This is a genomic window from Mesorhizobium sp. P2_D1 (assembly GCF_056404455.1).
In genome coordinates this window covers 45,819-70,512 of sequence record NZ_JBFUDZ010000007.1, presented here as the reverse complement: position 1 = coordinate 70,512, position 24,694 = coordinate 45,819, and the positions used below count along the sequence as shown (strand labels likewise).

General features: G+C 63.8%; 20 protein-coding genes. 8 read left to right on the top strand and 12 right to left on the bottom strand.

Annotated features, from left to right (window positions below):
- The first annotated feature begins 239 nt into the window (after positions 1–239).
- A complete protein-coding gene (locus AC1D0I_RS08370; protein WP_477394303.1) occupies positions 240–1,106 on the top strand; it encodes an SH3 domain-containing protein in 867 nt (288 codons plus the stop codon).
- A 184-nt stretch (positions 1,107–1,290) separates the two neighbouring features.
- Here AC1D0I_RS08370 and AC1D0I_RS08365 read toward each other — a convergent pair whose 3' ends face one another.
- The gene (locus tag AC1D0I_RS08365; protein ID WP_477225433.1) at positions 1,291–2,037 is read right to left on the bottom strand and encodes an SDR family oxidoreductase; all 747 of its coding nucleotides are present in this window, start codon (positions 2,035–2,037) and stop codon (positions 1,291–1,293) included.
- Between the two features lie 344 nt (positions 2,038–2,381).
- Here AC1D0I_RS08365 and zwf point away from each other — a divergent pair, with 344 nt between their 5' ends.
- From zwf to edd, 3 genes are all read left to right on the top strand, one after another.
- On the top strand, positions 2,382–3,851 hold the full coding sequence (gene zwf / locus AC1D0I_RS08360; RefSeq protein WP_095088578.1) for a glucose-6-phosphate dehydrogenase: 1,470 nt from the start codon (positions 2,382–2,384) through the stop codon (positions 3,849–3,851).
- Complete coding sequence (gene pgl, locus AC1D0I_RS08355) at positions 3,833–4,549, top strand: 6-phosphogluconolactonase (RefSeq protein WP_477394301.1); 717 nt, start codon at positions 3,833–3,835, stop codon at positions 4,547–4,549. Before zwf ends, pgl begins: the two co-directional genes overlap by 19 nt.
- Before the next feature lie 71 nt (positions 4,550–4,620).
- Positions 4,621–6,444, top strand: coding sequence for a phosphogluconate dehydratase (gene edd / locus AC1D0I_RS08350; RefSeq protein ID WP_477394299.1), 1,824 nt, complete (start codon positions 4,621–4,623; stop codon positions 6,442–6,444).
- Positions 6,445–6,515: 71 nt separating this feature from the next.
- Here edd and AC1D0I_RS08345 read toward each other — a convergent pair whose 3' ends face one another.
- From AC1D0I_RS08345 to AC1D0I_RS08330, 4 genes are all read right to left on the bottom strand, one after another.
- Entirely contained in the window at positions 6,516–8,186 is a 1,671-nt protein-coding gene (locus AC1D0I_RS08345; RefSeq protein WP_477394297.1) for a vWA domain-containing protein, read from the bottom strand.
- Positions 8,187–8,312: 126 nt separating this feature from the next.
- Positions 8,313–9,275 (bottom strand): GlxA family transcriptional regulator, encoded by a 963-nt coding sequence (locus tag AC1D0I_RS08340; RefSeq protein ID WP_013530232.1) that lies wholly within the window; start codon positions 9,273–9,275, stop codon positions 8,313–8,315.
- Positions 9,276–9,331: 56 nt separating this feature from the next.
- Positions 9,332–10,231 carry a bifunctional methylenetetrahydrofolate dehydrogenase/methenyltetrahydrofolate cyclohydrolase FolD gene (folD, locus tag AC1D0I_RS08335; protein WP_095088586.1) on the bottom strand — a complete coding sequence of 300 codons (900 nt, stop codon included), beginning with the start codon at positions 10,229–10,231 and terminating at the stop codon, positions 9,332–9,334.
- A 245-nt stretch (positions 10,232–10,476) separates the two neighbouring features.
- Positions 10,477–13,161, bottom strand: a complete 2,685-nt coding sequence (locus tag AC1D0I_RS08330) for a Wzz/FepE/Etk N-terminal domain-containing protein (protein WP_477394295.1) — start codon at positions 13,159–13,161, stop codon at positions 10,477–10,479.
- A gap of 200 nt (positions 13,162–13,361) precedes the next feature.
- Here AC1D0I_RS08330 and AC1D0I_RS08325 point away from each other — a divergent pair, with 200 nt between their 5' ends.
- Entirely contained in the window at positions 13,362–14,660 is a 1,299-nt protein-coding gene (locus tag AC1D0I_RS08325) for a lipopolysaccharide biosynthesis protein (protein WP_477394294.1), read from the top strand.
- A 96-nt stretch (positions 14,661–14,756) separates the two neighbouring features.
- Here AC1D0I_RS08325 and AC1D0I_RS08320 read toward each other — a convergent pair whose 3' ends face one another.
- The 3 genes from AC1D0I_RS08320 to AC1D0I_RS08310 are packed head-to-tail and all read right to left on the bottom strand — an operon-like array spanning position 14,757 to position 17,640.
- On the bottom strand, positions 14,757–15,680 hold the full coding sequence (locus AC1D0I_RS08320) for a DUF6492 family protein (protein WP_477394292.1): 924 nt from the start codon (positions 15,678–15,680) through the stop codon (positions 14,757–14,759).
- Positions 15,677–16,471: a WecB/TagA/CpsF family glycosyltransferase gene (locus AC1D0I_RS08315; protein WP_477394290.1), complete on the bottom strand. Its 795-nt coding sequence runs from the start codon at positions 16,469–16,471 to the stop codon at positions 15,677–15,679. Before AC1D0I_RS08315 ends, AC1D0I_RS08320 begins: the two co-directional genes overlap by 4 nt.
- Positions 16,468–17,640, bottom strand: a complete 1,173-nt coding sequence (locus AC1D0I_RS08310) for a glycosyltransferase family 4 protein (protein ID WP_477394288.1) — start codon at positions 17,638–17,640, stop codon at positions 16,468–16,470. The genes AC1D0I_RS08315 and AC1D0I_RS08310 overlap by 4 nt, the downstream gene beginning before the upstream one ends.
- Before the next feature lie 171 nt (positions 17,641–17,811).
- Between AC1D0I_RS08310 and AC1D0I_RS08305 the strand changes: the two genes are divergently transcribed.
- The 3 genes from AC1D0I_RS08305 to proC all read left to right on the top strand — a co-directional run bounded on the left by AC1D0I_RS08305 (position 17,812) and on the right by proC (position 20,999).
- The gene (locus AC1D0I_RS08305; protein WP_477394286.1) at positions 17,812–18,810 is read left to right on the top strand and encodes a glycosyltransferase family 2 protein; all 999 of its coding nucleotides are present in this window, start codon (positions 17,812–17,814) and stop codon (positions 18,808–18,810) included.
- Complete coding sequence (locus AC1D0I_RS08300) at positions 18,779–20,104, top strand: O-antigen ligase family protein (protein ID WP_477394284.1); 1,326 nt, start codon at positions 18,779–18,781, stop codon at positions 20,102–20,104. Before AC1D0I_RS08305 ends, AC1D0I_RS08300 begins: the two co-directional genes overlap by 32 nt.
- 79 nt (positions 20,105–20,183) lie before the next feature.
- Positions 20,184–20,999, top strand: coding sequence for a pyrroline-5-carboxylate reductase (gene proC, locus AC1D0I_RS08295; protein ID WP_477394282.1), 816 nt, complete (start codon positions 20,184–20,186; stop codon positions 20,997–20,999).
- 12 nt (positions 21,000–21,011) lie between these two features.
- Here the strand turns inward: proC and AC1D0I_RS08290 are convergent, their stop codons facing one another.
- From AC1D0I_RS08290 to AC1D0I_RS08275, 4 genes are all read right to left on the bottom strand, one after another.
- Positions 21,012–21,404 (bottom strand): type II toxin-antitoxin system VapC family toxin, encoded by a 393-nt coding sequence (locus tag AC1D0I_RS08290; RefSeq protein WP_477394280.1) that lies wholly within the window; start codon positions 21,402–21,404, stop codon positions 21,012–21,014.
- On the bottom strand, positions 21,404–21,646 hold the full coding sequence (locus AC1D0I_RS08285) for a type II toxin-antitoxin system VapB family antitoxin (protein ID WP_477394278.1): 243 nt from the start codon (positions 21,644–21,646) through the stop codon (positions 21,404–21,406). Before AC1D0I_RS08285 ends, AC1D0I_RS08290 begins: the two co-directional genes overlap by 1 nt.
- 133 nt (positions 21,647–21,779) lie before the next feature.
- Positions 21,780–23,096, bottom strand: a complete 1,317-nt coding sequence (locus tag AC1D0I_RS08280; protein WP_477394276.1) for an NAD(P)H-dependent oxidoreductase — start codon at positions 23,094–23,096, stop codon at positions 21,780–21,782.
- Positions 23,097–23,248: 152 nt separating this feature from the next.
- Entirely contained in the window at positions 23,249–24,643 is a 1,395-nt protein-coding gene (locus AC1D0I_RS08275; protein ID WP_477394274.1) for a multicopper oxidase family protein, read from the bottom strand.
- Positions 24,644–24,694: the final 51 nt, after the last annotated feature.

Sequence of the window (24,694 nt, the reverse complement as noted above, 5' to 3'; positions counted from 1 at the left end):
AATATTGTTGTAATATTTGTTGCCGTAGCGGCACATTGCAGAATCCCATCCAAAGGAGCAGAATCGCCGATGAGGGCGTAGTGATGCCACAATCAGCGATATAAAGATGCCGGTTGTGGGTTACTGACGGGGAATTCTGCGGGCTTGCCCGCTTTGATTCTTGGGACTGATGCAGATCTGGCGCCAGGTTCTTGGCATTTGATCGGAAGAACATCGGCCCGCTTATGGAGGTGGCAAGAGTGAGAGAGCCCTTCAGTTTCGGTACGCCGGAACGTCGGCGCTTTGCCATGCAGTTCGGATATGACATGCGGCCGTCCTTCTGGCAGGAGGTCCGCTCGAATTCGCATCTGGTGATCGCCGCGATCGGTACCGCCGCACTGCTTGGTGTCGCCGCGGTGGCGCTGTGGCTGGCATTGCCGGCCAATGACAGGCAAGCGGCGGCGAGCCCCGAGCAGACCATTCCAACCATTCCGGTGAAAACGACCAAAATCGCTCCGGCGGGAGCAACTGTGGCTGCAGCGGCCGTGCCGCAGGCGGCGCGCAAGTCGGACAAGATTTTGCCGACCGTGGCGGCCGCGCAAGCCACCATACCGGCGCTGCCAGCCAATGATCCGCGTTGGACCGGTTCGCAGTCGAAGGCCGCATCCGCTGCCGGTACGCCTGCTCCCGGCCAGGTGGCGAACCAGGCTAAACAGGCACCGGACAAAGCCGCAGTGGCATTCGCGCAACCTGCAGCCGATAGCGATGCGGCCAGCGAACTTGCCAAGGTTGCTGCCCCCACTCCGCCGGCGGGTAGCCATCCCGATGACGCGAAAACCGCCGCCATCCCGGCGGTGCAGCCGCAAGTGCCATCGGAGCAGCCCGCAGCGGCTGAAGGCGACGGCAGCCAGGCCAAGTCGAAGCCACGCAAAGTCGAGGCCGCCGGAACCGGACAGATCCTGCGGGCGGTGACCATGCGTAGCGGCCCGAAGAAAAATGCGGCCGCTATCCTCACGGTGCCAGCCAAAAGCTCGGTGCAAGTGATGAGCTGCAAGAAGTGGTGCCAGATCAGCTACAACGGCAAGACCGGCTGGATCTACAAGACCTACATCAAGACAGGCGCCTGACGCCTCGAGCAATTTCAGGAAAAGTGTGAAGCGTTCCCCGGGAAAAGCGCGTAGCGCTTTCCCCTAGGGCATTGCGTCAAGACAAGAGATAGACCCGTCGCCGAAATGCTGCCTCCGTGCGGCATTTTGATTTGCCCATGATCCTTTCCGAAAATCGGTACCGATTTTCGGGGCATTGCCGCTTTCAGATGCAGCGTCCGCCGTCCACTTCCAGCGCGACACCGGTGATGAAGGCGGCTTCATCCGACGCCAGCCAGAGTGCGGCGTTGGCGATATCGAGTGGTGTCGAAAGCCGCCCGAGCGGGATCGACGCCCGGAACTTCTCGCGGATTTCAGGCGTGTCGGCGCCCATGAACTTCTCCAGCATGCCGGTCTCGCCGGCAACCGGGCAGAGGCAGTTCACACGGATGTTCTTCGGCGCCAGTTCCACCGCCATCGACTTGGTGGCGGTGATCGCCCAGCCCTTCGAGGCATTGTACCAGGTGAGACCGGGCCGCGGCCGCAGACCCGCGGTGGAAGCCGTGGTCAGGATGACGCCGCCGCCTTGCCGATCCATGATCGGCACCACGGCGCGTGCGGCGTGATAGATCGCCTTCATGTTGACGGCGGTGATAAGGTCGAAGGTTTCCTCGTCGACGTTGAGCATGTCGCCGTTGCGATGGGTGTAGCCGGCATTGTTGACCATGATGTCGATGCGGCCGAAGGCGCTCTTGGCGGCATAGACCATCTCGTCGAATTCGGACCGCTGCGAAACATCGGTCTGGGTCCAGATCGCCGCCTCGCCGATCTCGCTGGCGACACGCTCCGCGCCCTTGGCGTTGAGGTCGGCGACGACGACCCTGGCGCCCTCCTGCGCAAAGCGCCTGGCCATACCCTCGCCAAAGCCCGCCGCCGCACCGGTGATCACAGCAACCTTGTTTTCCAGACGCATGCTTTTCCCGCTCATGGTTGGTGACGATCGACCGGAGTGCCCGCGGCACATGCAAAGCCACGGCTTCTGACCGTGCCACGACTTTTAGCCGGGCCACGACTTCTAACCGGCTTGGTCGAAAGATGTGCGGTCATCGCCGATTTCTCCTTTGGCTTTCGCTTCGATCCCGCACTATGCTGCAACTGCGAAGGCTTCCGGGGCCGCGCCTGTCGACAAGCCTCCGAGGTATCGGGCTGTCAAGAGGCAGGCGCAACACTCAGATGTGACACCATGGCACTGGAAAATTTAAATCGATTAGATTATATCAGCCGCGTCACAGCGACCGGCGTCAGAGCGGACAGACCATGACCAGCCAGATCATCCCCGTCGATCCTTTCGACTTCATCATTTTCGGCGGCACCGGCGATCTGTCGGAACGCAAGCTTCTGCCGTCGCTCTACTATCGCCAGCGCGACCATCAGTTCTCCGAGCCGACGCGCATCATTGGCACGTCGCGCTCGAAGATGACCGACGAGGAATTCCAGGCCTTCGCCAAACAGGCGATCTCGGACCACGTCAAAGCTGACGATATCGACGCCAAGGAACTGAAGACCTTCCTCGCCCGCCTTTCCTACGTCTCGGCCGATGCGACGACAGGCGCCGGCTTCGACAAGCTGAAGAAGGCGATCGGCGATAGCGACCGCATCCGCGCTTTCTACCTGGCAGTGGCGCCGGCACTGTTCGGCGATATCTCGCACAAGCTGAAAGAGCACAAGCTGATCACGCCGAACTCGCGCATCGTGCTGGAGAAGCCGATCGGCCGCGACCTTGCCTCGGCGCAAGCGCTCAACGACCTGGTCGGCGACGATTTCCACGAAAGCCAGATCTTCCGCATCGACCACTATCTCGGCAAGGAGACGGTGCAGAATCTAATGGCGCTGCGCTTTGCCAACGCGCTCTACGAGCCGCTGTGGAATTCCGCCCATATCGACCACGTGCAGATCACCGTGGCCGAGACCGTGGGTCTGGAAGACCGCGTCACCTATTACGACAAGGCCGGCGCGCTGCGCGACATGGTGCAGAACCATATACTGCAGCTGCTGTGTCTTGTTGCCATGGAAGCGCCGTCGTCGATGGACGCCGACGCGGTGCGCGATGAGAAGCTGAAGGTGCTGAGGGCTCTGAAGCGCATCAACGGCAACGAGGCGCCGAAGCACACTGTGCGTGGCCAGTACCGCGCCGGCGCCTCGGCCAGCGGCGCTGTGAAGGGCTATGTCGAGGAGCTTGCCCACGACAGCAACACCGAGACCTTCGTCGCCATCAAGGCCGAGATCGGCACCTGGCGCTGGGCGGGCGTTCCGTTTTACCTGCGGACCGGCAAGCGGCTGGCGACCCGGGTTTCGGAAATCGTCATCGAGTTCAAACCGATCCCGCATTCGATCTTCGGCGACAGCGCCGGGCCGATCTTCGCCAACCAGCTGGTCATCCGGCTACAGCCGGACGAAGGCGTCAAGCAGTTCATCATGATCAAGGATCCGGGTCCGGGCGGCATGCGGCTGCGCCAGATCTCGCTCGACATGAGCTTCGCGCAATCCTTCGACGGCCGCGCGCCGGACGCCTACGAACGGCTGATCATGGACGTCATCCGTGGCAACCAGACCCTGTTCATGCGTCGCGACGAAGTCGAGGCGGCGTGGAAATGGATCGACCCGATCCAGAACGCCTGGGAAAGCGCCAGACAGGAAGCGCAGGGCTACACAGCGGGCACCTGGGGGCCGTCGGCCTCTATTGCACTGATCGAACGTGACGGGCGGACATGGCACGAGAGCAATTGAACAGCGCCGCCTATAGCTGGAACGGCTTTGCCGGGCGGCAGGAGCTGGCGGCCGCGCTTGCCGGCCATGTCGCAGGGCGCCTGACCAATGCAATCGCCGAGCGCGGCACAGGGTTGTTCGCCGTCTCCGGCGGCACCACCCCGGCCAAATTCTTCGCCGCCCTTTCGGTGATACCCATCGCCTGGGACAAGGTGATTGTGACGCTGGTCGACGAGCGTTTCGTGCCGGCCTCCTCGCCGCGCTCCAATGCCGGGCTGGTGGCCGCCAATCTGTTGCAGAACGCGGCCAAGGCGGCACGGTTCGTGCCGCTCTATCACGAAGGCGTCGGCATCGAGGATGCGGCGGCTTCCGACAATTCGGCGCTGCAGTCATTGCCCTGGCCACTCGATGTCGTCGTGCTCGGCATGGGACCGGACGGCCACACCGCCTCGTTCTTTCCCGATGCCGATGATCTGGCAAAGCTGCTCGACCCGTCCTCCGACAGGATCGTGCTGCCGGTTCATGCGGCGAGCGCCGTCGAGGCGCGGCTGACCTTGTCGCTGGCGCGCATTGTCGATGCAGGCTTCATCGCGCTGCACATCGAAGGCGAGGACAAGCGCGCCGCCTTCGACAGCGCGGTTGCCCCTGGACCGCGGAAGCCAATCCGCGCCGTGCTCGACGCCGCACCCAAGCCCGTAGAGGTTTTCTGGGCGCCCTGATTTGAACGTGCTGAGGGTCCCGGCAGACAGCCGGATTGTGTTCCGGGACCTCGCCTGAAAGGACCGACACCATGACCGCCAGACGCGACATCGAAGCCATCACCGAACGCATCCGCCAGCGTTCCAGACCAGGCCGCGAGCGCTACCTCGGCCGTATCGCCGAAGCGTCGAACCGCACCGCCAACCGGGCCGTGCTGTCCTGCGGCAACCTCGCCCACGGCTTTGCGGTGTGCAGCCCCTCGGAAAAGCTGGCGCTGGGTGCGGACACGGTGTCGAACCTCGGCATCATCACCTCCTACAACGACATGCTGTCGGCGCATCAGCCGTTCGAGACCTTTCCGGCGCTGATCAAGGACGCGGCGCGTGAGGCCGGCGGCATCGCCCAGGTGGCCGGCGGCGTGCCGGCAATGTGCGATGGTGTCACGCAAGGCCAGCCCGGCATGGAGCTGTCGCTGTTTTCGCGCGATGTGATCGCCATGGCCGCGGCGATCGGCCTGTCGCACAACATGTTCGACGCCGCCGTCTATCTCGGCGTCTGCGACAAGATCGTGCCAGGATTGGTGATCGCCGCGCTGACCTTCGGCCATCTGCCGGCGGTGTTCATTCCGGCCGGGCCGATGACCACCGGCCTGCCGAACGACGAAAAGGCCAAGGTCCGCCAGCTCTATGCGGAGGGCAAGGCGGGACGGGCCGAACTGCTGGAGGCCGAGTCCAAGTCCTACCACGGGCCGGGAACCTGCACCTTCTACGGCACGGCCAATTCCAACCAGATGCTGATGGAGATCATGGGCCTGCATACGCCGGGCGCCTCCTTCGTCAATCCCGGCACGCCGCTGCGCGAAGCCTTGACGCGCGAGGCGACGAAGCGGGCGCTGGCGATCACCGCGCTCGGCAATGCCTATACGCCGGTCGGGCGGATGATCGACGAGCGTTCGATCGTCAACGGCGTCGTCGGCCTGCATGCCACCGGCGGCTCGACCAATCACACCATCCACCTGATCGCCATGGCGGCGGCGGCCGGCATCGCCATCACCTGGCAGGACATTTCCGACCTGTCGGAAGCCGTGCCACTGCTGGCGCGAGTTTATCCGAATGGTCTCGCCGACGTGAACCACTTCCACGCGGCAGGTGGGCTCGGCTTCCTGATCCGCGAACTGCTCGACGAAGGCATCCTGCACGAGGATGTACAGACGGTGTGGGGCGAAGGCCTGCGGCCCTATGCGGTCGAGGCCAAGCTCGGCGCCGACGGCAGCGTGGTGCGCGAAGCCTCACCGCGCGAAAGCGGTGACGAGAAGGTGCTGGCGCCGTTCAACAAGGCGTTCCAGGCAACCGGTGGTCTGAAGGTGCTGTCGGGCAATCTCGGCCATGCCGTCATCAAGACCTCTGCGGTAAAGCCGGAGCGGCGCGTCATCGAGGCGCCGGCCAAGGTCTACGATAGCCAGCAAGGACTGAACGAGGCGTTCAAGGCGGGAACGCTGACCGGTGATTTCATCGCCGTCATCCGCTTCCAGGGGCCGAAGGCCAATGGGATGCCGGAACTGCACAAGCTAACAACGGTGCTCGGCATCCTGCAGGACCGTGGCCAGCGCGTGGCGCTGGTCACCGACGGGCGCATGTCGGGCGCCTCCGGCAAGGTGCCGGCCGCCATCCATGTCACGCCGGAAGCAGTCGAGGATGGGCCGATCGCCAGGATCCATGATGGCGACATCATCCGTCTCGATGCCAACGCGGGAACGCTGGAAGTGCTGGTGCCGGCCGGCGAGTTTGCACTGCGCCGGACGGCGGATGCCGACCTCATCGGCAATGAATTCGGTTTCGGCCGCGAGCTGTTTGCCGGCTTCCGCCAGTTGGTCGGCCGTGCCGACCATGGCGCCAGCGCCTTCGGCACGGCGTGACGAAATCATCGTCCTGTCGATGAAAAAGGGCGGCTGACAGCCGCCCTTTTTTGCTGCCTTTCAGACAGCGGTCATGGCGTAACGGTGATCTCGGTACGCTCGCCAGCCTTGACCGTCACCGGCATTTCCTTGTCATGGCCTTCATCGGACATGTGCCGGACGACCACGTAATCGCCGGCCGGAATGGTCTGCTGCCAGGCGTCGCCATAGTTCAGGCCAAGCGCCTTGCGATTGCCCTGGATGTCCTTTTTCGGAGACAGGACTTCGATCGAGTAGGCGCCAGGGGCCGACATGGCCAGAACGCCGGCACCGAGCGGCACCTTGATGTCCTGATTGTCGCCGACCTTGACGCTGAACGGCTGTTCGACGGTCGCGAGATCAAGCGTGGTGAGCGCGACATAGTCGTCCGGCGGCAGCCAGAACTTGCTGTCCGGTCCATAGGAATGCTCGACATCGTCGCGTGAACCGTCGATCTTCTTCTTCGCCTTGACGATCTGGAAGCCGAGGCCGGAACTGTCTGCCTTGTCGCCGCCGGCGACATAATAAGCGTTGAACACGACGTGCCCGACGCCGACGATGACGTCCTTCTCGATCGTCTGACCGGCGGCCAGTTGGATGGTCTCAACCACCGAGCCGCTGCCGATCTGGACCGTGACCTTCTGTTCACCCGCCGGTACGATGATCTTGGTGTCGCCATAGTGGGTGGTGTTGCCGCCAGGATAGGTGAAGTCGACATGGGCCTCGTCACTGATGTCGGCGCCCTGGCTCGGCCGCGGATGAATGAGCATGGTGCCCGCGTTCAAGGTGAACAGCGGCTTGTAGACCTGGCCGGCCTCGATCTTGAATTTCTGCTCCACCTTGGCCTCGTCGTCGCGTGCAACGATGACATAGTCGCCGGGCTCGAGATTGCCCTTGTAGGCGCCATATTCGGTGGTCACGGAATCCCCGCGCGAGCCGTCGGAATTCGCCTTGTAGATCTCCCAGGCGTTGCCGTCGGTGATCGGCTCGCCACCTTCGGCCATCACCACCGTCGGCTGGAAGTTGAATTCCGGTTTCGCGGGCTCCGGCGCAGGCGCCGGAGCGGGAGCCGGTTCAGGAGCAGGAGCGGGTGCTGGCGCTGGTGCCGCCACAGTCTCGACTAGCGCCTCCTGCAACGCCTTCTCATCGGAGGCCTGGATGTACTTGCCGCCGGTGTTGTCCGCGAGGCAGGCGATCTGCTTGCCTTCGTCGGCGGTGAGGCCGAAGCCGACGACGTCAGCGGTGAAATCGACGCCGGACGCCTCGAGTTCCTTGCCAAGCGCGCACGGATCGCCGCCGCATGTTTCCAGCCCGTCGGTGATGAGGACGACGGTCGCCTTGTCCTCGGTGTATTTCAACGCTTCGGCCGCCTGCTTGACGGCGGCCGTCAGCGGCGTCTTGCCGAGGAATTTCAGGCTGTCGGCGGCGGCCGAGATGGCGCTCGCCGAGCCTGCCTGTGGCGGCACGATCAACTGGATGTCGTCGCAACTGCCTTTTTCGCGATGGCCATAGGCCATGAAGCCGATCTCGTCATCGGCGGGAACCGATTGAAGCACGGTTCTCAGCGATTCACGGGCGATTTCGAGCTTGGGCTTGCCGTCGATCTGCGCCCACATGGAGCCAGAGGCATCGAGAATGATGATGACCTTGTTTGCGGCAAAGCCGAACGTCGTCATCGACAAAAGGAGGATCGCCGCAGCGACGCTCCGTGCAAATCCCGCCATCGAAATCTCCTCAAATCCGCCCCGATCCGGGCGGGAAGCTATTTGACGCAGCGTCGGGACACAAGGCCGGGCGCGGCTGGGAGGGGACGGAATGTCAAACTCTTGAGCGGAAGCGAAAACCTCCGCTCAGTAGGTCGTGCGGCGCTCTTCCGAGGGCGGCCTGCCGAATTGCAGCCGGTAGCTCTGGGCAAAATAGGAATGCGAGGTGAAGCCCGTGGCGATCGCCACGTCGAGGATCGGCATGTTGGTCTGGCGCAGCAATTCGCGTGCCCGCTCCAGCCGCAGCCGCATGTAATAACGGCCCGGCGTGACGCTGAGATGGCGCAGGAACAGGCGCTCGACCTGGCGCACCGACAGGCCGGCGGATTTGGCCAGTTGCACCGCCGACAGCGGCTCATCGAGGTGGTCGGCCATCAGTTCGACGATGCGCCTGAGCTTCTCCGACTTGCCTGTGAGATCGCGTTCCGGCCCGACACGCTGGCGGTCGCCGGCCGAGCGGATGCGCTCGTGCTGGAACTGGTTGGCGACGCCATTGGCGAGGTTGGAGCCGAAATCGCCGCGCACGATCTCCAGCATCAGGTCGATCGAGGTGGTGCCGCCGGCGCATGTGTAGCGCTTGCGGTCGATCTCGAAGACATTGCCCGTGCAGTTGATGTCGGGGAAGCGTTCGACGAAGCCGGCCCGGTTTTCCCAATGGATGGTGCAGCGATAGCCTTCCAGCTGGCCGGCCTCGGCCAGCAGGTAGGAGCCGACCGACAGCGCACCGAGCGCGTTGCCGCGCCGGCCCCAGCTGCGCAGCGCCGCCAGCACCTTGCTCTTGCCGGGAAATTCCGTCGTCAGTCCGACCGAGACGAACAGGATGTCGACCGGCGGCAGGTCGGCAACGGCATAGTCGATCTTCAGCGGCAGGCCATTGGAGGCCATCACCGGATCGCCATCCGCGGAGACGGTCGTCCAGCCATAGAAGTCGCGGCCAAGCAACCGGTTCGCCGACCGGAACGTATCGATCGCCGCGGCCAGCGAGAACATCGAAAACTTGTCGACCAGCAGGAAAGCGAACTGCCGGCCGCCTTGAACGGGATCCGTCATGACCGGCCGTTCTACAGGAACAGTTGGGTTCGGCAAAGCTGCGGCTTTCTGGTGGGTCAGAAGGACGGCCGTTTCAATCCGGCCGCGAGGTAGGCAGAGGCTAACGTATTGGCCATCAGCATGGCAATGGTCATCGGGCCGACACCACCCGGCACCGGCGTAATGGCGCCGGCGGCCTTCGCCGCTTCGGCATAGGCGACATCGCCGACGAGGCGCGACTTGCCCTCGCCCTTTTCCGGCGCCGGAATGCGGTTGATGCCGACATCGATGACTGTGGCGCCGGGCTTCACCCAATCACCCTTGATCATCTCCGGCCGACCGACCGCCGCGACGAGAATGTCGGCGGTGCGGGCAAGCGCCGGCAAATCCCTGGTGCGGCTGTGGGCGATGGTGACGGTGCAGTTGGCGGCAAGCAGGAGGTTGGCCATCGGCTTGCCGACGATGTTGGAGCGGCCGACGACGACCGCGTTGAGGCCGGACAGGTCCTTGCCGCGCACGCGCTCGATCAAAAGCATTGAGCCGGCCGGCGTGCAAGGCACGAAGGCGGTCTCGAGTTCGCCGGTGCCGAGCTTGCCGACATTGATGAAATGAAAGCCATCGACATCCTTTTCCGGCGCGATGGTCTGGATGATCTTGCCGGCGTCGATATGGGCGGGCAGCGGAAGCTGCACCAGGATGCCGTTGATGGCCGGATCGGCGTTGAGATCACCGATGATCTTCAGCAATGCCGGCTCGGAGGTTTCGGCCGGCAGCGTGTGCTGGACGGAATGAAAGCCGCATTCCTTGGCGGTGCGCGACTTGGAAGCGACATAGACCTGGCTGGCCGGATCCTCACCGACGATGACCACGGCAAGACCGGGTTTGGCCTTGCCTTTCGCGACAAGTTCGGCCGTCAGGGTCTTGACCGTCCGCACCACGTCTTCGGCGACGCTCTTCCCATCAATCACTTCGGCCATGGTCCACCCTCAACACCGTTCCGCCCAAACGGCCGCATCGAAAACATGAATGCGGCACCCTGGATCCTTGTCTGGCGCATGCCGCGAAACCGCACGCCCCGGTCAAACTCGGAAGCGTGCCCTCGGCACCATGCAGCGCGGCATTTTCACGAAAATTCCAACACGCAATCCCGTCAAAGCGCCGTCCCATGCCGTTTACGCGAAACCGGCATGTTTTTGTTCGGCAGCGCGACTTATTTTGTGGCTCAGAAGTAGCGGCGGCGCGCGCGGGTCTCGGTAAGTTCGCGGACGGCTTCGCGGAATTCGCGCAGGCTGGCGCGGATTTCGTCGATCGGGGCGTGCCGTTCGACATCCTCCGCCGCCCGGGGCGCCTCCACCGATGGCTCGTCGGGCTGAGCCGCCTGCTGCGGCGCGGTGGGCTGTTGCGGATAAGGCGCGGAAGCGGGGTGGGGCGGATAAGACATCTGCCCGGCATCGGGCATGGGCTGCGGGTAGGGATAGCCCGGCTGCTGCGGCACCTGCCAGTGCTGCGCCTGCGGAAGGCCTAACGGCTGCCCATAGGGATAGGCCTGCGGACCTGAATAAGGTCGCTGCGGCATCATGTGGGGAGGCAATGGCGGCTGCGCTGTCTGTTGCGGATAGGCAACATTGCCGCCGGGCCGGAAAGGCGGTGGTGGATAGGCTGCCGCGGCCGACGGCAGGGGCGCAAAGGCCGCTGCCGACTGGGAACAGGCGGGGTGCGTCAGATCTTCCGTTGGCTTCCCTTCGGCAAAGGATGAGACCCACTCACCGGCATCGATGGTGTCCTGCGGGGACTGCTTGCGGGACATGGCCTTGCGCAGCTTCGACAGCAACGCACTGATCCGACCGGGACCYTCGGTCGGCGTGACGTCAGCCTGTTGAACAGGCGCGGGTGGTGCAGGCGGTGGCGGGGGCGGTGCAGGTGGCGGTGGTGGCGGTGCCGCCGGCTGCGGTGCAGGTGGTTTTGGCGGCGGCGGTGCTGCCTGATATGCCTTGTCGTCGTAAGGCGTCCGGCGTTCGTCCATGCTGCGGTCGCGGCGCGAGCGCGATGTCGCGGTGTCACGCAAGCTCTCATAGGCGCCACGCATGGCGCCGAGGCCAACGCCGGAGGCAAAGCCCAGCAGCAGGCCGGCAAGCGCCACCACGACCCGCGACGGCCCGTTCGGCTCAAGCGGCGCGAAGGCCTTCGAGATTACATTGATGTTGGCGGTGTTGATGTCCTTCTGCTCGCCGGTCTCCTTGGCGCGCAGCAGATACTGTTCATAGACGGAACGCTTGGCGGCGGCCTCACGCTCCAGTTCGCGCATCGACACCAGGTCGCTGTTGACGTCGCCGCTGCGAACCTTCAGCTGCGCCAGACGAGAGGCGAGATCCTGTTCGAGCTGGACCGCGCGCTTGAGGTCGACCTGCAGCGACGAGCCGATGCGACGCAGTTCCGCGGCGATGCGGTCGCGTGCGCCGGCAAGCTGGGCATTGAGCGCCTGGAGTTCGGGGTGCCGTGGACCGAACCGGATGGCGGCGCGGTCGGCCTCCTGCTTGAGCGACGCATATTGCGAACGCAGATCGCTCATCGTGTTGGAGTTGATCTCCTCCGGCAAGGTGCCGGTGAGAATAGAGTTGACGTCGACCGAACGCGCCGAAGCGGCCCGGGCGTTGAGTTCCAGCGTGCGGGCGCGCGCAACCGACAGCTGCTCGTTGAGCTTCAGCATCTCGTCGTCGCTGATGAGGTGGCCCTGCGCGTCGACGAGGTCGTGAGTGGCCCTGAAATCCTCTACCTTGCGTTCGGCCGCCTCGACGCCCTTGCGCAATTCATCAAGCCTGGCCGTCAGTTCGTCGGTGGCGCGGCCGGCGGTATCGGACTGGATCTGACCGAAGGTCTGCAGGAAGACATCCGTCATCGTGTTGGCGATGAGAGCCGATTTCTCGCCATTCTGCGTGGTGGCGCTGACGGTGATAACGAAGGTCTTGCCGCCGCGCTCGACCGAAAGGCTTTCGCCCAGATTGCCGACAGTAAGCGCCCGGCGGCGGGTCTCGTCGACACCGCCCGGCCCGTCGTGGCGTGACAGGATGGAGCGGATGAGCGACATGACGCCGAGGCCGCCGCTACCCTGCCCATTGAATTCCGGGTCGTTGACGAGATTGAGTTTGTCGACGACCTTGTTCAAAACGGTGCCGGACGTCAGCACCCGGACCTGGTTTTCGACGATGGCCAGCGTGGCGTCGGAGGCGACGACCGACTGGGTGAGGTCGCGGTCGGTGAGCTTCAGGTCGCGCGGATCGACGATCAGTTCCGTGGTGGCTTCGTATTTCTTCGGCGTCGACAGCGCGATGGCGATGCCGAGCCCGGCACCCAGTATCGTCGTCGCCACGATCAGAAGCTTCGACTTGCCAACGCCGCGGACGACCTGCATCGGATCGATCAGCGGCTTCCATTGCTGGCTGTCCGCGCCGTCGTTGCGGGACGCCCGCGCGTCGCCTGAATGGTAAGGTTCGGATGTGCGATCGGGGCGATAGGTGGTGCCTGCGGTTTCAGCAGTCCGTGACGTGGTTTGCGCGTAGTCCGATGATGCCGACCTGGTTGCTGAATAATCGTCAGCGGATCGACCGCCTTCAGGCGGCACCTGCGCAGACGAAGCTGGCTCATGGCCAGCCTGATATCCATCTGTTGCAACGGCATCCGGCAGCTTCGGATTCGACAGCGCCTCGCGCTGCGAAGGGCTCGTCCGCGCTTCGCGCTGTGACCGGGCGAGACGATGGCGCGTGGCGGCATCCTCGCGCCATGACGGGTCCGCCCGGTCCCCGATCGAGACCAGGGACGCGTCGGGTTCGTCGTCGCCACGCACAGCCTTGCCAAGCGCCAGCAGCGAACGCTCGCGCTTCCAGTCTTCACGGTTTTCCCTGTCGACCATCGTCTGGAGCTTTACCCTTGGCGGCCTGCAAACGGCGCTTCGCCATTCGTTAAGCCACGCTAAACAGGCATGGAAAACAAAAGGTTAATTTTCGCCCACCGAAGCCGCCGTTTCTCCCTCCGCCAGCACCTATTTTTCAACACGCCCCTGGGCTCCAGAACGGCACGTTAAGTTTTCCGACCTAAGCTCTCCCTGGAGATATGACGCAAGCCAGTGACATACCGCAAAGGCGGCCCACCCTCGCCCGGATCGGCACTTTTTTGGCCGAACGACGAGGGCTGCTGCGCGACTATTTCTCGGCGATCAGCGGCGCCGGCGGGCGGCTGGTGTTTTCACTCGCCTATTTCATCGCGCTGGCCAACACGCTGTCGATTTCCGAATTCGGCATGTTCGCCACCGCATCGGCGGCCGGCGTCATGCTGTCGCGCATTCTCGCCTTCGGTTTCATCTCGGCACTCTATCGCACCGCCACCATCCGCCCCAATCTGATCGGCACCTTCACCGCCGGCTTCCTGCTACTCGGCCTGCTGTCGCTGCCGCTGTTGGCCGCGGCCTCGTTCGGCGTTTACCTGATCTTCTTCGCCGACACCGTGCCGCTGTCGGTGTTTGCGGCAATCGTCTTTGCCGAAGCGCTGTTGTGGCGGCCGGTGGAGGTGGCGCTGATCGTCAACAACGGCCTGGGCAAGTTCGGCCGCGCCGCGCTGCTGGCCATCCTGGCGACGGCGCTGCGGGCGCTCGGCGCGGTGCTGTTCATGTTCTGTGCGCATCACAGCGTCTGGATATGGTCGTGGTTCTATATCGGCGCCAATGCCGCCTCGTTGCTGATTGCCTTCGGCTTCTTCTACCCGCGCCAGCGTTTGCGGCTGCGCATCGAGCTTTATCTTCGGCGACTGGCCGACTCCATCTACGTGGCCGGGGCCGAAGTGCTGTTTTATCTGCAGATGGAGTTCGACAAGCTGCTGGTCCTGGCGATCGGCGGACCGCATCTGGCCGGTATCTACGCCATCATCATGCGGCTGGTCGACCTGACGGCCATTCCGATCCGCACCTTCTCGATGATGCTGGTGCAGCGCATGATGCGCGCGCCGGAGCTGCTGTCACGGCTGGCGGTCAAGAGCGGCATTGAAGGCGGCGTTTTCGCGGTCTCGACACTGGCGCTGCTGACGCTTGGCATCGTGCTGCATTTCTTCCCCAATGCGCTCGGCAAGAACGTCGCCGAGGCCGCCCCTCTGGTGGCGCTGGCGATCTGCGTCCCGGGACTGCGCAATCTGGTCGAATACCAGGCCGAGCTGCTGTTCGCCCGCGGCCAGACGCTGGTGCGGGCGCTCAATCTCGGCCTGCTTGCCGGGCTGAAGGCGGTGCTGCTGACTTATGTGCTGACGACCATCCTCGACACGCCGAACCTGGTGCTGTCGCTCAACGTCGTCTTCCTGCTTCTGTATCTTGCCTCAACGCTGCTCACCTATTCGGCGATGCGCAAGCCGGCAAAGCCGGTCTAGGGCGGTTCACCGTTCACAGAMACGCAGAACCACCCTATCTCCCCAGCTTTGACGCAATTGCGGACGGAAACCCAGCCCGTTTTCAGGATCCGGCCTTTAGTTGAGCCCGATCAGACGGCGGATGCGGCCGATATCGGTGCCTATGAAAGACTGCATGCCGATTGCCACCTGCTCCGGCGCCATGGCGGCGACGAAGCGGCGGAACTCGTCGTCCGACAGTGCTTGCCCGGTCCAGTGGACGCGGCAGAACTCCTCCGAAGCGTGGAAGTGGCCGGCACCCTCCAGCAGATCGTCGACATAGCGGCCGTAGATCATGCATTCGGAGAATTTGCGCGTCGAGCCGACAACCTCGACCCAGCCACGCGCATGGACCTTCTCGATCTCGCCGCACATGGCCAGCACGGTGTCACGCCGCCACGCGATCAGCGTCGAGATATAGTCATGGACCGATGTCCGGGACGGGTCGATACCGAGTGCCGTACCGGCGTTGCGCGACCAGATGCGATGCTCCTCATGCCCCTCGTCCGCCAGCACCCCGTCGCGGCGGAACAGCCGCGCCTTGCCCTCGCGCCAGAAGGCGCCGCAGTCGAAAGGTTTGAGGAAGGCGACGTCGGAGTCGCAGAAGATCAGCACGTCTTCCCCGGCATGCGCGGCGATCGCGATACGGCGCAATTGCTGCACGTGCCAGCCGCGCAACGGCTGCGTCTTAAGGCTGAGCCAGACTCGCCGGCGAAACAGGCTGAGCGGATCATCGAAGGCATGCAGCCAACGCGGCAGCAACTCCCGCTCATCGACGATGCTGCGACGGTCGTTCTCCAACTGACGGAAAAGCTTGATATCGCGATGTTCGACAAGGATATAGTGGTGCGCCGCGCCCGAAACGTGATGGTCAAGCGTTTCGCATAACAGCCGGCAACGCTCGAAATCCGGTGCATAGCTTGCCGTCACTATTGCCGCCGTCGGTAGCTGCTGAAGCGTGCTTGGCTCGATAGCGGCGCCTGGGACGAACCGGCTGTTCAATGGATGTCTCCCGCAGCTTCCGGTGTGAGCGAGAGTTTCTGCCTGACGACGCGCAGCAGGAACAAGGGATTGCCGACCACGTAGCGGCGCCACAGACGACCCGGTTCGACGGCCAACCGAAACAGCCATTCGAGCCGCAGCCGGCGCATCCACAAGGGCGCCCGCGGCACAGCGCCGCTGAGGAAATCGAGCAATGCGCCGACGGCGATCGGCAGCGTGCAGTGACGCGCGTCGATATGGCGTGCGATCCACAATTCCTGGCGCGGCACGCCCATGGCGACGAGCAGCACGTCCGGCCGCAATTCTTCGATCCGGTCGACTATTCCAGCCTCCTCGGCAGGCGAGAAATAGCCGTCATGGATGACCACGAAGCTGTGCTGCACAGCAAGTGCTGCAAGCTTGGCCGACGCGGCTTCGGCATTGACGCGCGTCGCGCCGAGCAGCCCGACCGTCAGGGGCGTCGTCGAGGCCTGCAGGAAGGCGGGGACGAAATCGGTGCCGTTGAGATTGTCCGGAAACGGCGCCCCATAAAGAAGTTTCGCCGCCAGATCGACACCGATGCCGTCGGGCAGGATGAGGAAATCATCGAGCGCGTCGGCGAAGACCGGGTCTGTGGAGGCGAGGTTGGCGTTGTGGGCGTTGAGAAAACTGACCTTGGTAAAGCGCCGCTCGGCAATCAGGCGGTTCAGCAGGCCGACCGCATCGTTCCAGCGGATGGCAAGCACCGGGATACCGAGGATCGTCTTCGAGGTGTCGAGCCCCGACGGGGTGCGGGCGGCATGCATGTTCATGCAAACGCCTCCTGCCTGACCGGCCCGAGCTTTTCGAGGCCGTGCCGGATGGCGGCATCGAGCGCCCTGACCTGCGACCGACGGAAAGCGCTGCCGTCGACATCATGGATGACAGCTGCCGCGGCCTCCAGGGCCCGGGCAAAATCGGCCGGATCGTCGGTGACGACGCAATTGGCCGGGCGATGATCGATACCGCGCAGCGAGCGTCTGGTGGCGACGGAGGGCAGGCCGAGTTCGAAGGTCTCGATGGTCTTCAACTGGACGCCGCTGCCGGCGGTGCTGATCAGCGGGATGACGGCAGCACTACGCACGAAAGCTTGCGCATCCGGCACACGGCCGACGAATTCGACACCGGGATGCTTCGACGTGACGCCCGCAGGCATGCTGCCGGCGATGCGGATGCGGAAACCGGGCCGCAGATGCGGCACCACCTTGCCCAGGAACCAGTCCAGGCCGATACGGTTCGGCTGCCAGGTCCAGGTGCCGATCAGCGCTGCCTCGCAGTCGATACGGCGCAAAGCTTCCTCGCTCGGCGCCTGCGCGCCCGTCACCAAAGGCAGCACCGCCGAGCGGTCGTCGGAGGCGACACCGAGTGCCGCGCGGTCTTCCTCGGCCAGCGTGAAGATGAAGCGCGCGCGGCGGCAGAGACGCTCTTCCATGGTCTCGAGCAACTTCGCCTCGCGGCGAAACAGCAGGCGCTGGAAGAGGCTGCCGGCGGCAGCGGCATTCTCCCGCGCCGAAAGATGCTCGACATTGTGGGCGACGAAGATCGAGGGCCGGTCGGCGAACAGCTTTTCGAAGGCGCCAGCGAACTGCACGGAATTCAGCACATAGCCGTCGAACGGACCGGCGCGTGCGACCGCGGCGAGAATGTCGCTGTCGGGCACTGCGCGCAACTTGACCGAGGCGAAGGTGAGGCCTGAGAGCAGCGCCTTGCCGACCCAGGCCAGCTTTTGTCGTGCAGAGGCATTGTCCGTGCGCACGTCGATCGTACCCAGCACCACGGTGTTTTCGGGGTCGTGTGCGGGCTTTCCTGGCCAGGTGAAGCCGATGACGGTGACGCGCGCGCCAGCGCGCCGCAAAGCAGCGATGATTGCAGCGTTGGCGATCTCATAGCCCGAGGCAAGAGCGCCGTCGGGCACGATCGATGTGGCGAACAGCAGATGCATCTCACCTATCCTGTGGTGTAGCCGGTAGCAAAGTGCGGTGAACCCTTGATTAAGCGAGCACAATCGACGAGCGAAAGCCGCTGCCTGGCGGGCTTCTCCGTGCAAGGTGATTAACGAAACCTTATCACCGTGGTGCTACCAGAACCCAACTCACCATGTGGCTGGACACAGATGATCCCTTTGCCATCGGACGGTTCGGTATCGATCGCGTGGCGCTCGCCCCGGCTTGACGTCGAGGCTGTCGAAGTCGTCGTCACCTTGCCGACCTTCAAGCGGCCCGAGCAGGTGCTGGAAACGCTGGCGTCGCTGCGTGCGCAGCAAACCGGCCGGCGCTTTGCCGTCATCGTCATGGAAAATGAAGCCGAAGCGCGTGCCGGCGCCAAGGCGGCGGCGCCGCTGTTCGAGCGCGGCGAGATTTCAGGTCTGGTCATCATCGCCCATCAGCGCGGCAATTGCAGCGCCTACAATGCCGGCTGGCAGACAGCGATCCTGCAATTCCCCAACTTCAGGCATCTGCTGGTCATCGATGATGACGAGATCGCCGATCCGCAATGGCTGGAACGGATGTGCACGGCGGCCGAAACGCTCGGCGCCGATATCGTCGGCGGTCCGCAGGTGCCCGACTTTGCCGACCCCGCCCATGCGAAATGGGCCGAGCATCCGGTGTTTGCGCCGCCCTACCGGGCAACTGGACGCGTGCCGGCGCTCTATTCGTCCGGCAATCTTTTGGTCGGACGCAACGTTCTGATCGCCATGGGTCCGCCCTTTCTCGATCTGAAATTCAACTTCATGGGCGGCGGTGATTCCGATTTTCTCAGCCGGTCCGCGCAGAGAGGCTTCGTGCTGGGCTGGTGCGCCGAGGGACAAGTGCGTGAAACCGTTCCGGCCCGGCGCCTCGAGGCCGACTGGATCCGTGCCCGCAGCCTGCGCAACGGCGTGATCTCGACACTGGTCGAAAAGAAGAAACGCGCCGGCACGCCGCTGGCCGGCGCCATGGTGTTGCTGAAGAGCCTGGCGCTGCTTGCCGCCTCGCCGTTTCGCGGCATGCTCCGACTGGCGCGGACAGGATCGCCGGCGATCGCCATCTATCCCGTCCATGTGGCGCTGGGCCGCGTGCTGGCCGAATTCGGATATGCCAATGAGCAATACCGCCAGCCTGAGAAAAACTGAGCGTGCGCCACTCAGCGCCGCGTTCACGCGCGAAGGCGTGGCGACCGCGATCGCAGCACTGCTGTTCACCATCATCATGGTGTCCTTCCGGCCGTTCCAGCCGGCCGGCGCCGAACTGACCGGCGAAGGTGGCGACATCGTCAACCAGCTTGGCTTCGGCTCGCTCGGCGCCATGTCGATCTTCTCGCTGATGGCTTTCGCCGATCCGCGCGTGGTGCGCTCGCTGCTCAGCCCGTCCTGGGTGCTGATGCTGGGCTTCTTTTTCCTGTCGGTGGTGCTGGCAACCGACCCGCCCACGGCGATGCGTGCCGCCTCGTTCACGCTGATCGGCATTTTGACGATGGCGACGATCCTGGTCTTGCCGCGCGACGCCGAGGCTTTCTCAAAGGTCATCATCTTCACCGCCGTCGTGGTCATGGGCCTGTCCTATTTCGGCCTCATCGTCTTTCCGCACGAAGCCATGCACACCGCCGACTCGCAGGAGCCCGAACATGCCGGCCTGTGGCGTGGCGTGTTCACCCACAAGAACATCGCCGGCCCGATCATGGCCTGTTTCAGTTTCGCCGGCCTGTACCTCTATCGGCGCGGGCAGCGGCGTTGGGGGGCGGCGATCTTCTGCGCGGCAATGATCTTCATGCTGCACACCGGCTCCAAGACGACAGCGGGCCTCGTGCCGTTCTCGATCCTGATCGTCATGTTTCCGAGCTTGATGGGCATGCGGCTCGGCACGCCGGTCCTGTTTGCGCTGGCGATGATCGGCACGGCGGTCGGCACGCTCGGCATCGTCTTCCTGCCGCTGGTGAAGCATCTGGCGGCGATCTATTTCCCCGACCTCACCTATACCGGGCGCACGACGCTGTGGGAGTTCGCCGGCAGTATGCTGGCGAAGAGACCATGGACCGGCTACGGCTATGAAAGCTTCTGGGGCACGCCGCTGCTGCTCAACCAGGACCAGCCCTTCGATCGACCGTGGGACATCAGAACCATCGTGCACGGCCATGACGGCTATCTCGACATCGCCGTACTGATGGGCATTCCGGCACTTTGCATCGCGGTCTACACCTTCCTTATCGCGCCGCTGCGCGACTACATGCGTATCCCGCTTCGCAAGGAAAACATCTATCTCGGCGACTTCTTCATGATGGTGGTGCTGTTCACGGCGCTCAACGCCTTCCTCGAAAGCTTCTTCTTCCATCGCGGCGACCCGGTCTGGCTGTTCTTCGTGCTCGGCGTGCTTGGGCTGAGACAGGTGTCGCTGCGGCCCATGGCAGTGCGGGATTCCGATCGCGGTTAGCGGTCTTCTCGTCCGTCCTGACGGGGCTTCCCCACCGAACCGCGAGCGTCTATGTGAAGGCCTTCCTTCGGAGGGTTCCATGACGATCAAGCTCGTTCTCGCCGGCTGCGGCAATATGGGTTACGCCATGCTCTCGGGCTGGCTGAAATCCGGCAAGCTTCAACCATCGGCGGTCTTCGTGGTCGAGCCCAATGCCGACCTACGCAATCGAGCAGCAGTGCTGGGCTGCGGGACATCAGCCGATGCCGGCGGCATTCCAGCCGATGCCGTTCCCGATCTCGTCGTCATCGCGGTGAAGCCGCAAGTGATCCGCGACGTGACGGCCGCCTACAAGCGCTTCGGCGACGGCCGCACCACCTTCGTCAGCATCGCTGCCGGGACACCGGCCGCCACTTTCGAAGAAATCCTGGGCAGCCGCGCACCGGTTGTGCGCTGCATGCCCAACACGCCCGCTGCCATCGGCAAGGGCATGATGGTGGTGTTCTCCAACCGACTAGTCTCCGACGACACCAAGCGTTTCGTTTCCGACCTATTGTCGGCGAGTGGCGAAGTGGCCACCATTGACGACGAGGGCCTGATGGATGCGGTGACCGCCGTGTCCGGATCGGGGCCGGCCTATATTTTCCATTTCATCGAGGCACTGACCGTGGCCGCCGAGAAGGCTGGCCTGCCGACGGCAACCGCCAAGCTGCTCGCCATGCAGACAGTCTACGGCGCTGCCTCGCTCGCCGCCGAAAGCGGCGAGGAGCCAGGCGTGCTGCGCCAGCAGGTCACCAGCCCCAATGGCACGACCGCAGCTGCGCTTGGCGTGCTGATGGGCGAGGACAGGCTAACCAACCTGCTTACAGAGGCAGTCGAGGCAGCGCGGCTGCGATCGATCGAGCTGGGAAAGTGAGCCAACGTCCCGCTACGCGAGATCTGTGTGCGAGAAGTCATTGCCCTTGTGGAGTAGCGCTGAGCTGTGGCTCTTCGCGCAGGCATAAGATAGGCAATCGGCAAGGTTGAGCTGAGCGGGATGCCCACGTCCCTTTCCGTAGTCTGAAAAGGCCTGGATCGCGAGCTTGGCGTCGCCAGCGTCGATCGGCACGATTTCGATTTCAGCCTCGCGGAGAAAAGCCTCTATCGCCGCTTCCGCGATGACGGGTTCGACGGCAAGCATAGTGGAAAGCCGCATCGCCGCTTCAAGTACTACCAGAGGGGAGGTGATCCTGTGGGGTGCTGCCTCGATGCGGTTGCTCCACTCGCCAGCATCCCTTTCTCCTGAAAGAATTGCGACAACCACGGAGGTGTCGACGAACATCAGGGATGTCCCCACATGTCATCGATCTCGTCCTTGCTCACAGGCCGGCCGCCCTTGCCCGCTTTGGTCTTGAAATCGTTCGCAATGGCAGCCAGCCGATCCGCCATGGGAACGCGCCCGCTTTCCCGCTTCAGCTCGGATTCCAGCGCTTCGATGACCGCTTCGGTCATAGAAATCTTGCGTTTGGCGGCGAGCCGTCGTGCCAGTTCACGAGCTCGCGGGTCCCTGATCTGAAGGTTCATTCGCGGCTCCTCAGCGATTTGTCACTACAACATAGTACATTTGTCATGACAACGCCATAACGGCCTGCTTGGGTATGATCCTTTCCGAAGACCGGTTCCCATTCCTCGCTAACGCGGACCTTTCAGTTCGGGATCATGTTTTCCCGTACAGCATCTCGTCCTGCAGCTGGCGCAGGGCGAACAGCCGCGTGGTCTGGTCGGGCGCGGCATTGTCGGCGTTCAGCAGTTCGCCTTTCCGGACCGACTTCAACACCTTGCCGCCCTCGAGCAGGCCGACCGGCACGGCGCGTTGGGCGCGAGCGTCACCTGTTGTCATGGTCCAGGAGCGATAGCAGGTCTCGCCGATCGCATCGAACGTCTCGCCGGCGGCGAGATCGCGCTTGGCGACGGCGCACACTTCTGCCACCGGCTTTGGCAGCGGCACCATGTCGGGCTTGCCGAAAAGCACAATGCGGGCGGCGGTCAGCGGCACTTCCAGCGAGGTCAGATGATACGGCCGGAACAGGCTGTAATAGGGGCCGTGGCCGATATGCAGATCGTCCATGCGCTCGATGATGCGCGGATGCGTCGCCTCGACGATGACGAAGACGCCGGGCGCGACGCCCTTGCCGACCGTGTAGTCGACGACGCCCTTCTTCAACAGGAGCCCGCCGTCCTCACGCGGGATGAGCACCTTGGCGAGGTCATCGCGATCGGCCTTCGGACCATGCATGCCGGGGACATCGGGCACCAGCCCGGTGGCGTTGGCGATGGCGCACATCTCGACCATGGTTTTTGAGCCGTCGACGAACTCGACCAGCATGCGTGGGTTCATGTTGCGGCGGATCGCTTCCTCGCGATAGTCGTCCGGCACCGCATCATGGTTGAGCGGGTTGTTCTTGCCTTTGCCCGCGGAGACGATGGTGTAGCCGAGCGCGGACGCAAACTCGATCAATTCCATGCAGCTTGACGGCTCGTCACCGGCACCGACCGAATAGACGACGCCCAGCCGGTCGGCCTGCTGCTTCAGATAACAGCCGATGGTGACGTCGGCCTCAACGTTCATCATCACCAGATGCTTGCCGTGCTCCATCGCCATCAGGTCGAAATCAGCGGCGACGCCCGGCTTGCCGGTGGCGTCGATGACGACGTCGATCAGCGGATTGGTGACCAGCATCTCGTTGGAGGTGATGGCGATCTTGCCGCTCTCGATGGCGCCGGTGACTTTCGATGCGGTGTCGGCTTCGACCGCCATCGCTTCATCGCCATAGGCAATACGGATGGCCTCGCGCGCGGTGTGCGGGCGGCGGGTCGAGACCGCGCAGACCGAAATGCCCTTCATCAGCATGCCTTGCGTGACCAGATCGGTGCCCATCTCGCCCGAGCCGATAACGCCGATGCGCACCGGGCGGCCCTCGGCGGCACGGCTGGCGAGATCGCGGGCAAGCCCGGTCAAGGCGACATTGGTCATGCAGGTGCTTCCATGCTTCTCGATTTCGAGGCGGCAATAGCAGGGAATCGCCCCCTTTTGCCAACGAAACCGCAAGCCGGCGGCAATTTCTCGCTCGTCAATGCAGCGTTAGAACAACCATCCCACCCATCTCCGAGCCATTGAAACCGGGTTCAGGCCACCCTGACATAGCTCGTCATTCCCGATTTCTGGTGCTCGATGATGTGGCAGTGCAGCAGCCAGTCGCCGAGATTGTCGGCGACGAAGCCCAGGCTCACCTTCTCGTTGGGTTGGATGAGATAGGTGTCCGAAATCAACGGCTGAACCTGGCGCGTCGAGGACGACAACACCTTGAAGCTTATGCCGTGCAGATGCATCGGATGGGATTGCGGCGTCAGGTTCTCCATGTCGATGACATAGCTTCTGCCGAGCTTCAATTCGGCCAATGGCGCGGTTGGATCGGGCGTATCGCCTGGCCACGGCACCTTGTTGATTGCCCAGAAACTATAGCCAAGCGAACCGCAGATGCCATCGCTCGGGACGTTTTCCGCAGTGGCGCTGAGCGCCAGCGAAATATGCTGGGCGGCGGTGAGATCCACCTCCGCCACCGGATTGACCTCGAGGGGTGCAACATCACGAATGTCGCGCTTGAGCGAGATTCCAGTCGCGCGCAGGGTCGCGAGCACCTTGGGCTTGGTGCCCCTGACGTCTCGCAGGCTGACGATCGCGCCCTCGTCGTCGGGCATGCGGATGGCCAGCTCCATGCGCTGGCCGGGTCCAAGCTGCAGAGCATCGGGAGAAAAACGCTGCGGGACCGGATTGCCGTCAAGCGCCATGACGGAGGCCTCCGCGCCATCGACGAGAAAAGCATAGATCCGCGTGACGTCGGTGATGGCGACCCTGAGCCGCACCAGCCCGCCGGCCGGCGCGTCATATTGGGGCTGATCGAGCCAGTTGGCGGTACGCACGGTGCCGTAGGTGCCGGTTCTTGCGGCATCGCGCGGCCGGAACTGGTCGATGAACTGGCCGTCGTCGCCGAGCCGCCAGTCGCGCAGATTGAGGACCATCTCGGCATCGAACTTCGGATCGCCGGGGTTTTCGACCACGATTACGCCCGTCAGGCCGTGGCCCATCTGGGTCAGCGTGTTGCAGTGCGGGTGGTACCAGAAGGTGCCGGCGTCGGGCGGCGTGAAGGCGTAGTCGAAATGATCACCGGTATAGACATAGGGCTGGACGAGAAACGGCACGCCATCCATCTTGTTCGGCACGCGAATGCCGTGCCAATGGATCGTCGTCGGATCGTCGATCGCATTGACAAGCCGCGCGGCGAAGGGCTCGCCCTTTTTCATCCTGAGTACCGGCGGCATTCCGGCGTTGCCATAGCTCAGCACATCCCTGGTCTGGCCGACATCCATCAGCTTCGCCTGGATTTTGGCCGTCCCCAGCACCACCGGCTCAGGCCCGGCAGCGGCCCAGCCAGCAAACCTGCCCATGGCCGAGAGCCCTACCCCGCCGGCGCCGGCAATCGCTGCCGTTTTCAAAAGCCTACGGCGTGTGAGGACAGTCATTTGGCGCTCCAACTGCAAAGACGGCTACCCCGAAGGTGTAACCGCCACGCC

Bases quoted from the DNA above. Each gene is read 5' to 3' on its own strand.
- pgl (WP_477394301.1), top strand. From the start codon at position 3,833: ATGGCACGAGAGCAATTGAACAGCGCCGCCTATAGCTGGAACGGCTTT.
- AC1D0I_RS08305 (WP_477394286.1), top strand. From the start codon at position 17,812: ATGATCCCTTTGCCATCGGACGGTTCGGTATCGATCGCGTGGCGCTCG.
- proC (WP_477394282.1), top strand. From the start codon at position 20,184: ATGACGATCAAGCTCGTTCTCGCCGGCTGCGGCAATATGGGTTACGCC.
- AC1D0I_RS08275 (WP_477394274.1), bottom strand. From the start codon at position 24,643: ATGACTGTCCTCACACGCCGTAGGCTTTTGAAAACGGCAGCGATTGCC.
- AC1D0I_RS08315 (WP_477394290.1), bottom strand. From the start codon at position 16,471: ATGAACATGCATGCCGCCCGCACCCCGTCGGGGCTCGACACCTCGAAG.
- AC1D0I_RS08345 (WP_477394297.1), bottom strand. From the start codon at position 8,186: ATGGCGGGATTTGCACGGAGCGTCGCTGCGGCGATCCTCCTTTTGTCG.
- folD (WP_095088586.1), bottom strand. From the start codon at position 10,231: ATGGCCGAAGTGATTGATGGGAAGAGCGTCGCCGAAGACGTGGTGCGG.
- zwf (WP_095088578.1), top strand. From the start codon at position 2,382: ATGACCAGCCAGATCATCCCCGTCGATCCTTTCGACTTCATCATTTTC.
- AC1D0I_RS08325 (WP_477394294.1), top strand. From the start codon at position 13,362: ATGACGCAAGCCAGTGACATACCGCAAAGGCGGCCCACCCTCGCCCGG.
- AC1D0I_RS08290 (WP_477394280.1), bottom strand. From the start codon at position 21,404: ATGTTCGTCGACACCTCCGTGGTTGTCGCAATTCTTTCAGGAGAAAGG.
- edd (WP_477394299.1), top strand. From the start codon at position 4,621: ATGACCGCCAGACGCGACATCGAAGCCATCACCGAACGCATCCGCCAG.
- AC1D0I_RS08280 (WP_477394276.1), bottom strand. From the start codon at position 23,096: ATGACCAATGTCGCCTTGACCGGGCTTGCCCGCGATCTCGCCAGCCGT.
- AC1D0I_RS08310 (WP_477394288.1), bottom strand. From the start codon at position 17,640: ATGCATCTGCTGTTCGCCACATCGATCGTGCCCGACGGCGCTCTTGCC.
- AC1D0I_RS08340 (WP_013530232.1), bottom strand. From the start codon at position 9,275: ATGACGGATCCCGTTCAAGGCGGCCGGCAGTTCGCTTTCCTGCTGGTC.
- AC1D0I_RS08300 (WP_477394284.1), top strand. From the start codon at position 18,779: ATGAGCAATACCGCCAGCCTGAGAAAAACTGAGCGTGCGCCACTCAGC.
- AC1D0I_RS08365 (WP_477225433.1), bottom strand. From the start codon at position 2,037: ATGCGTCTGGAAAACAAGGTTGCTGTGATCACCGGTGCGGCGGCGGGC.
- AC1D0I_RS08285 (WP_477394278.1), bottom strand. From the start codon at position 21,646: ATGAACCTTCAGATCAGGGACCCGCGAGCTCGTGAACTGGCACGACGG.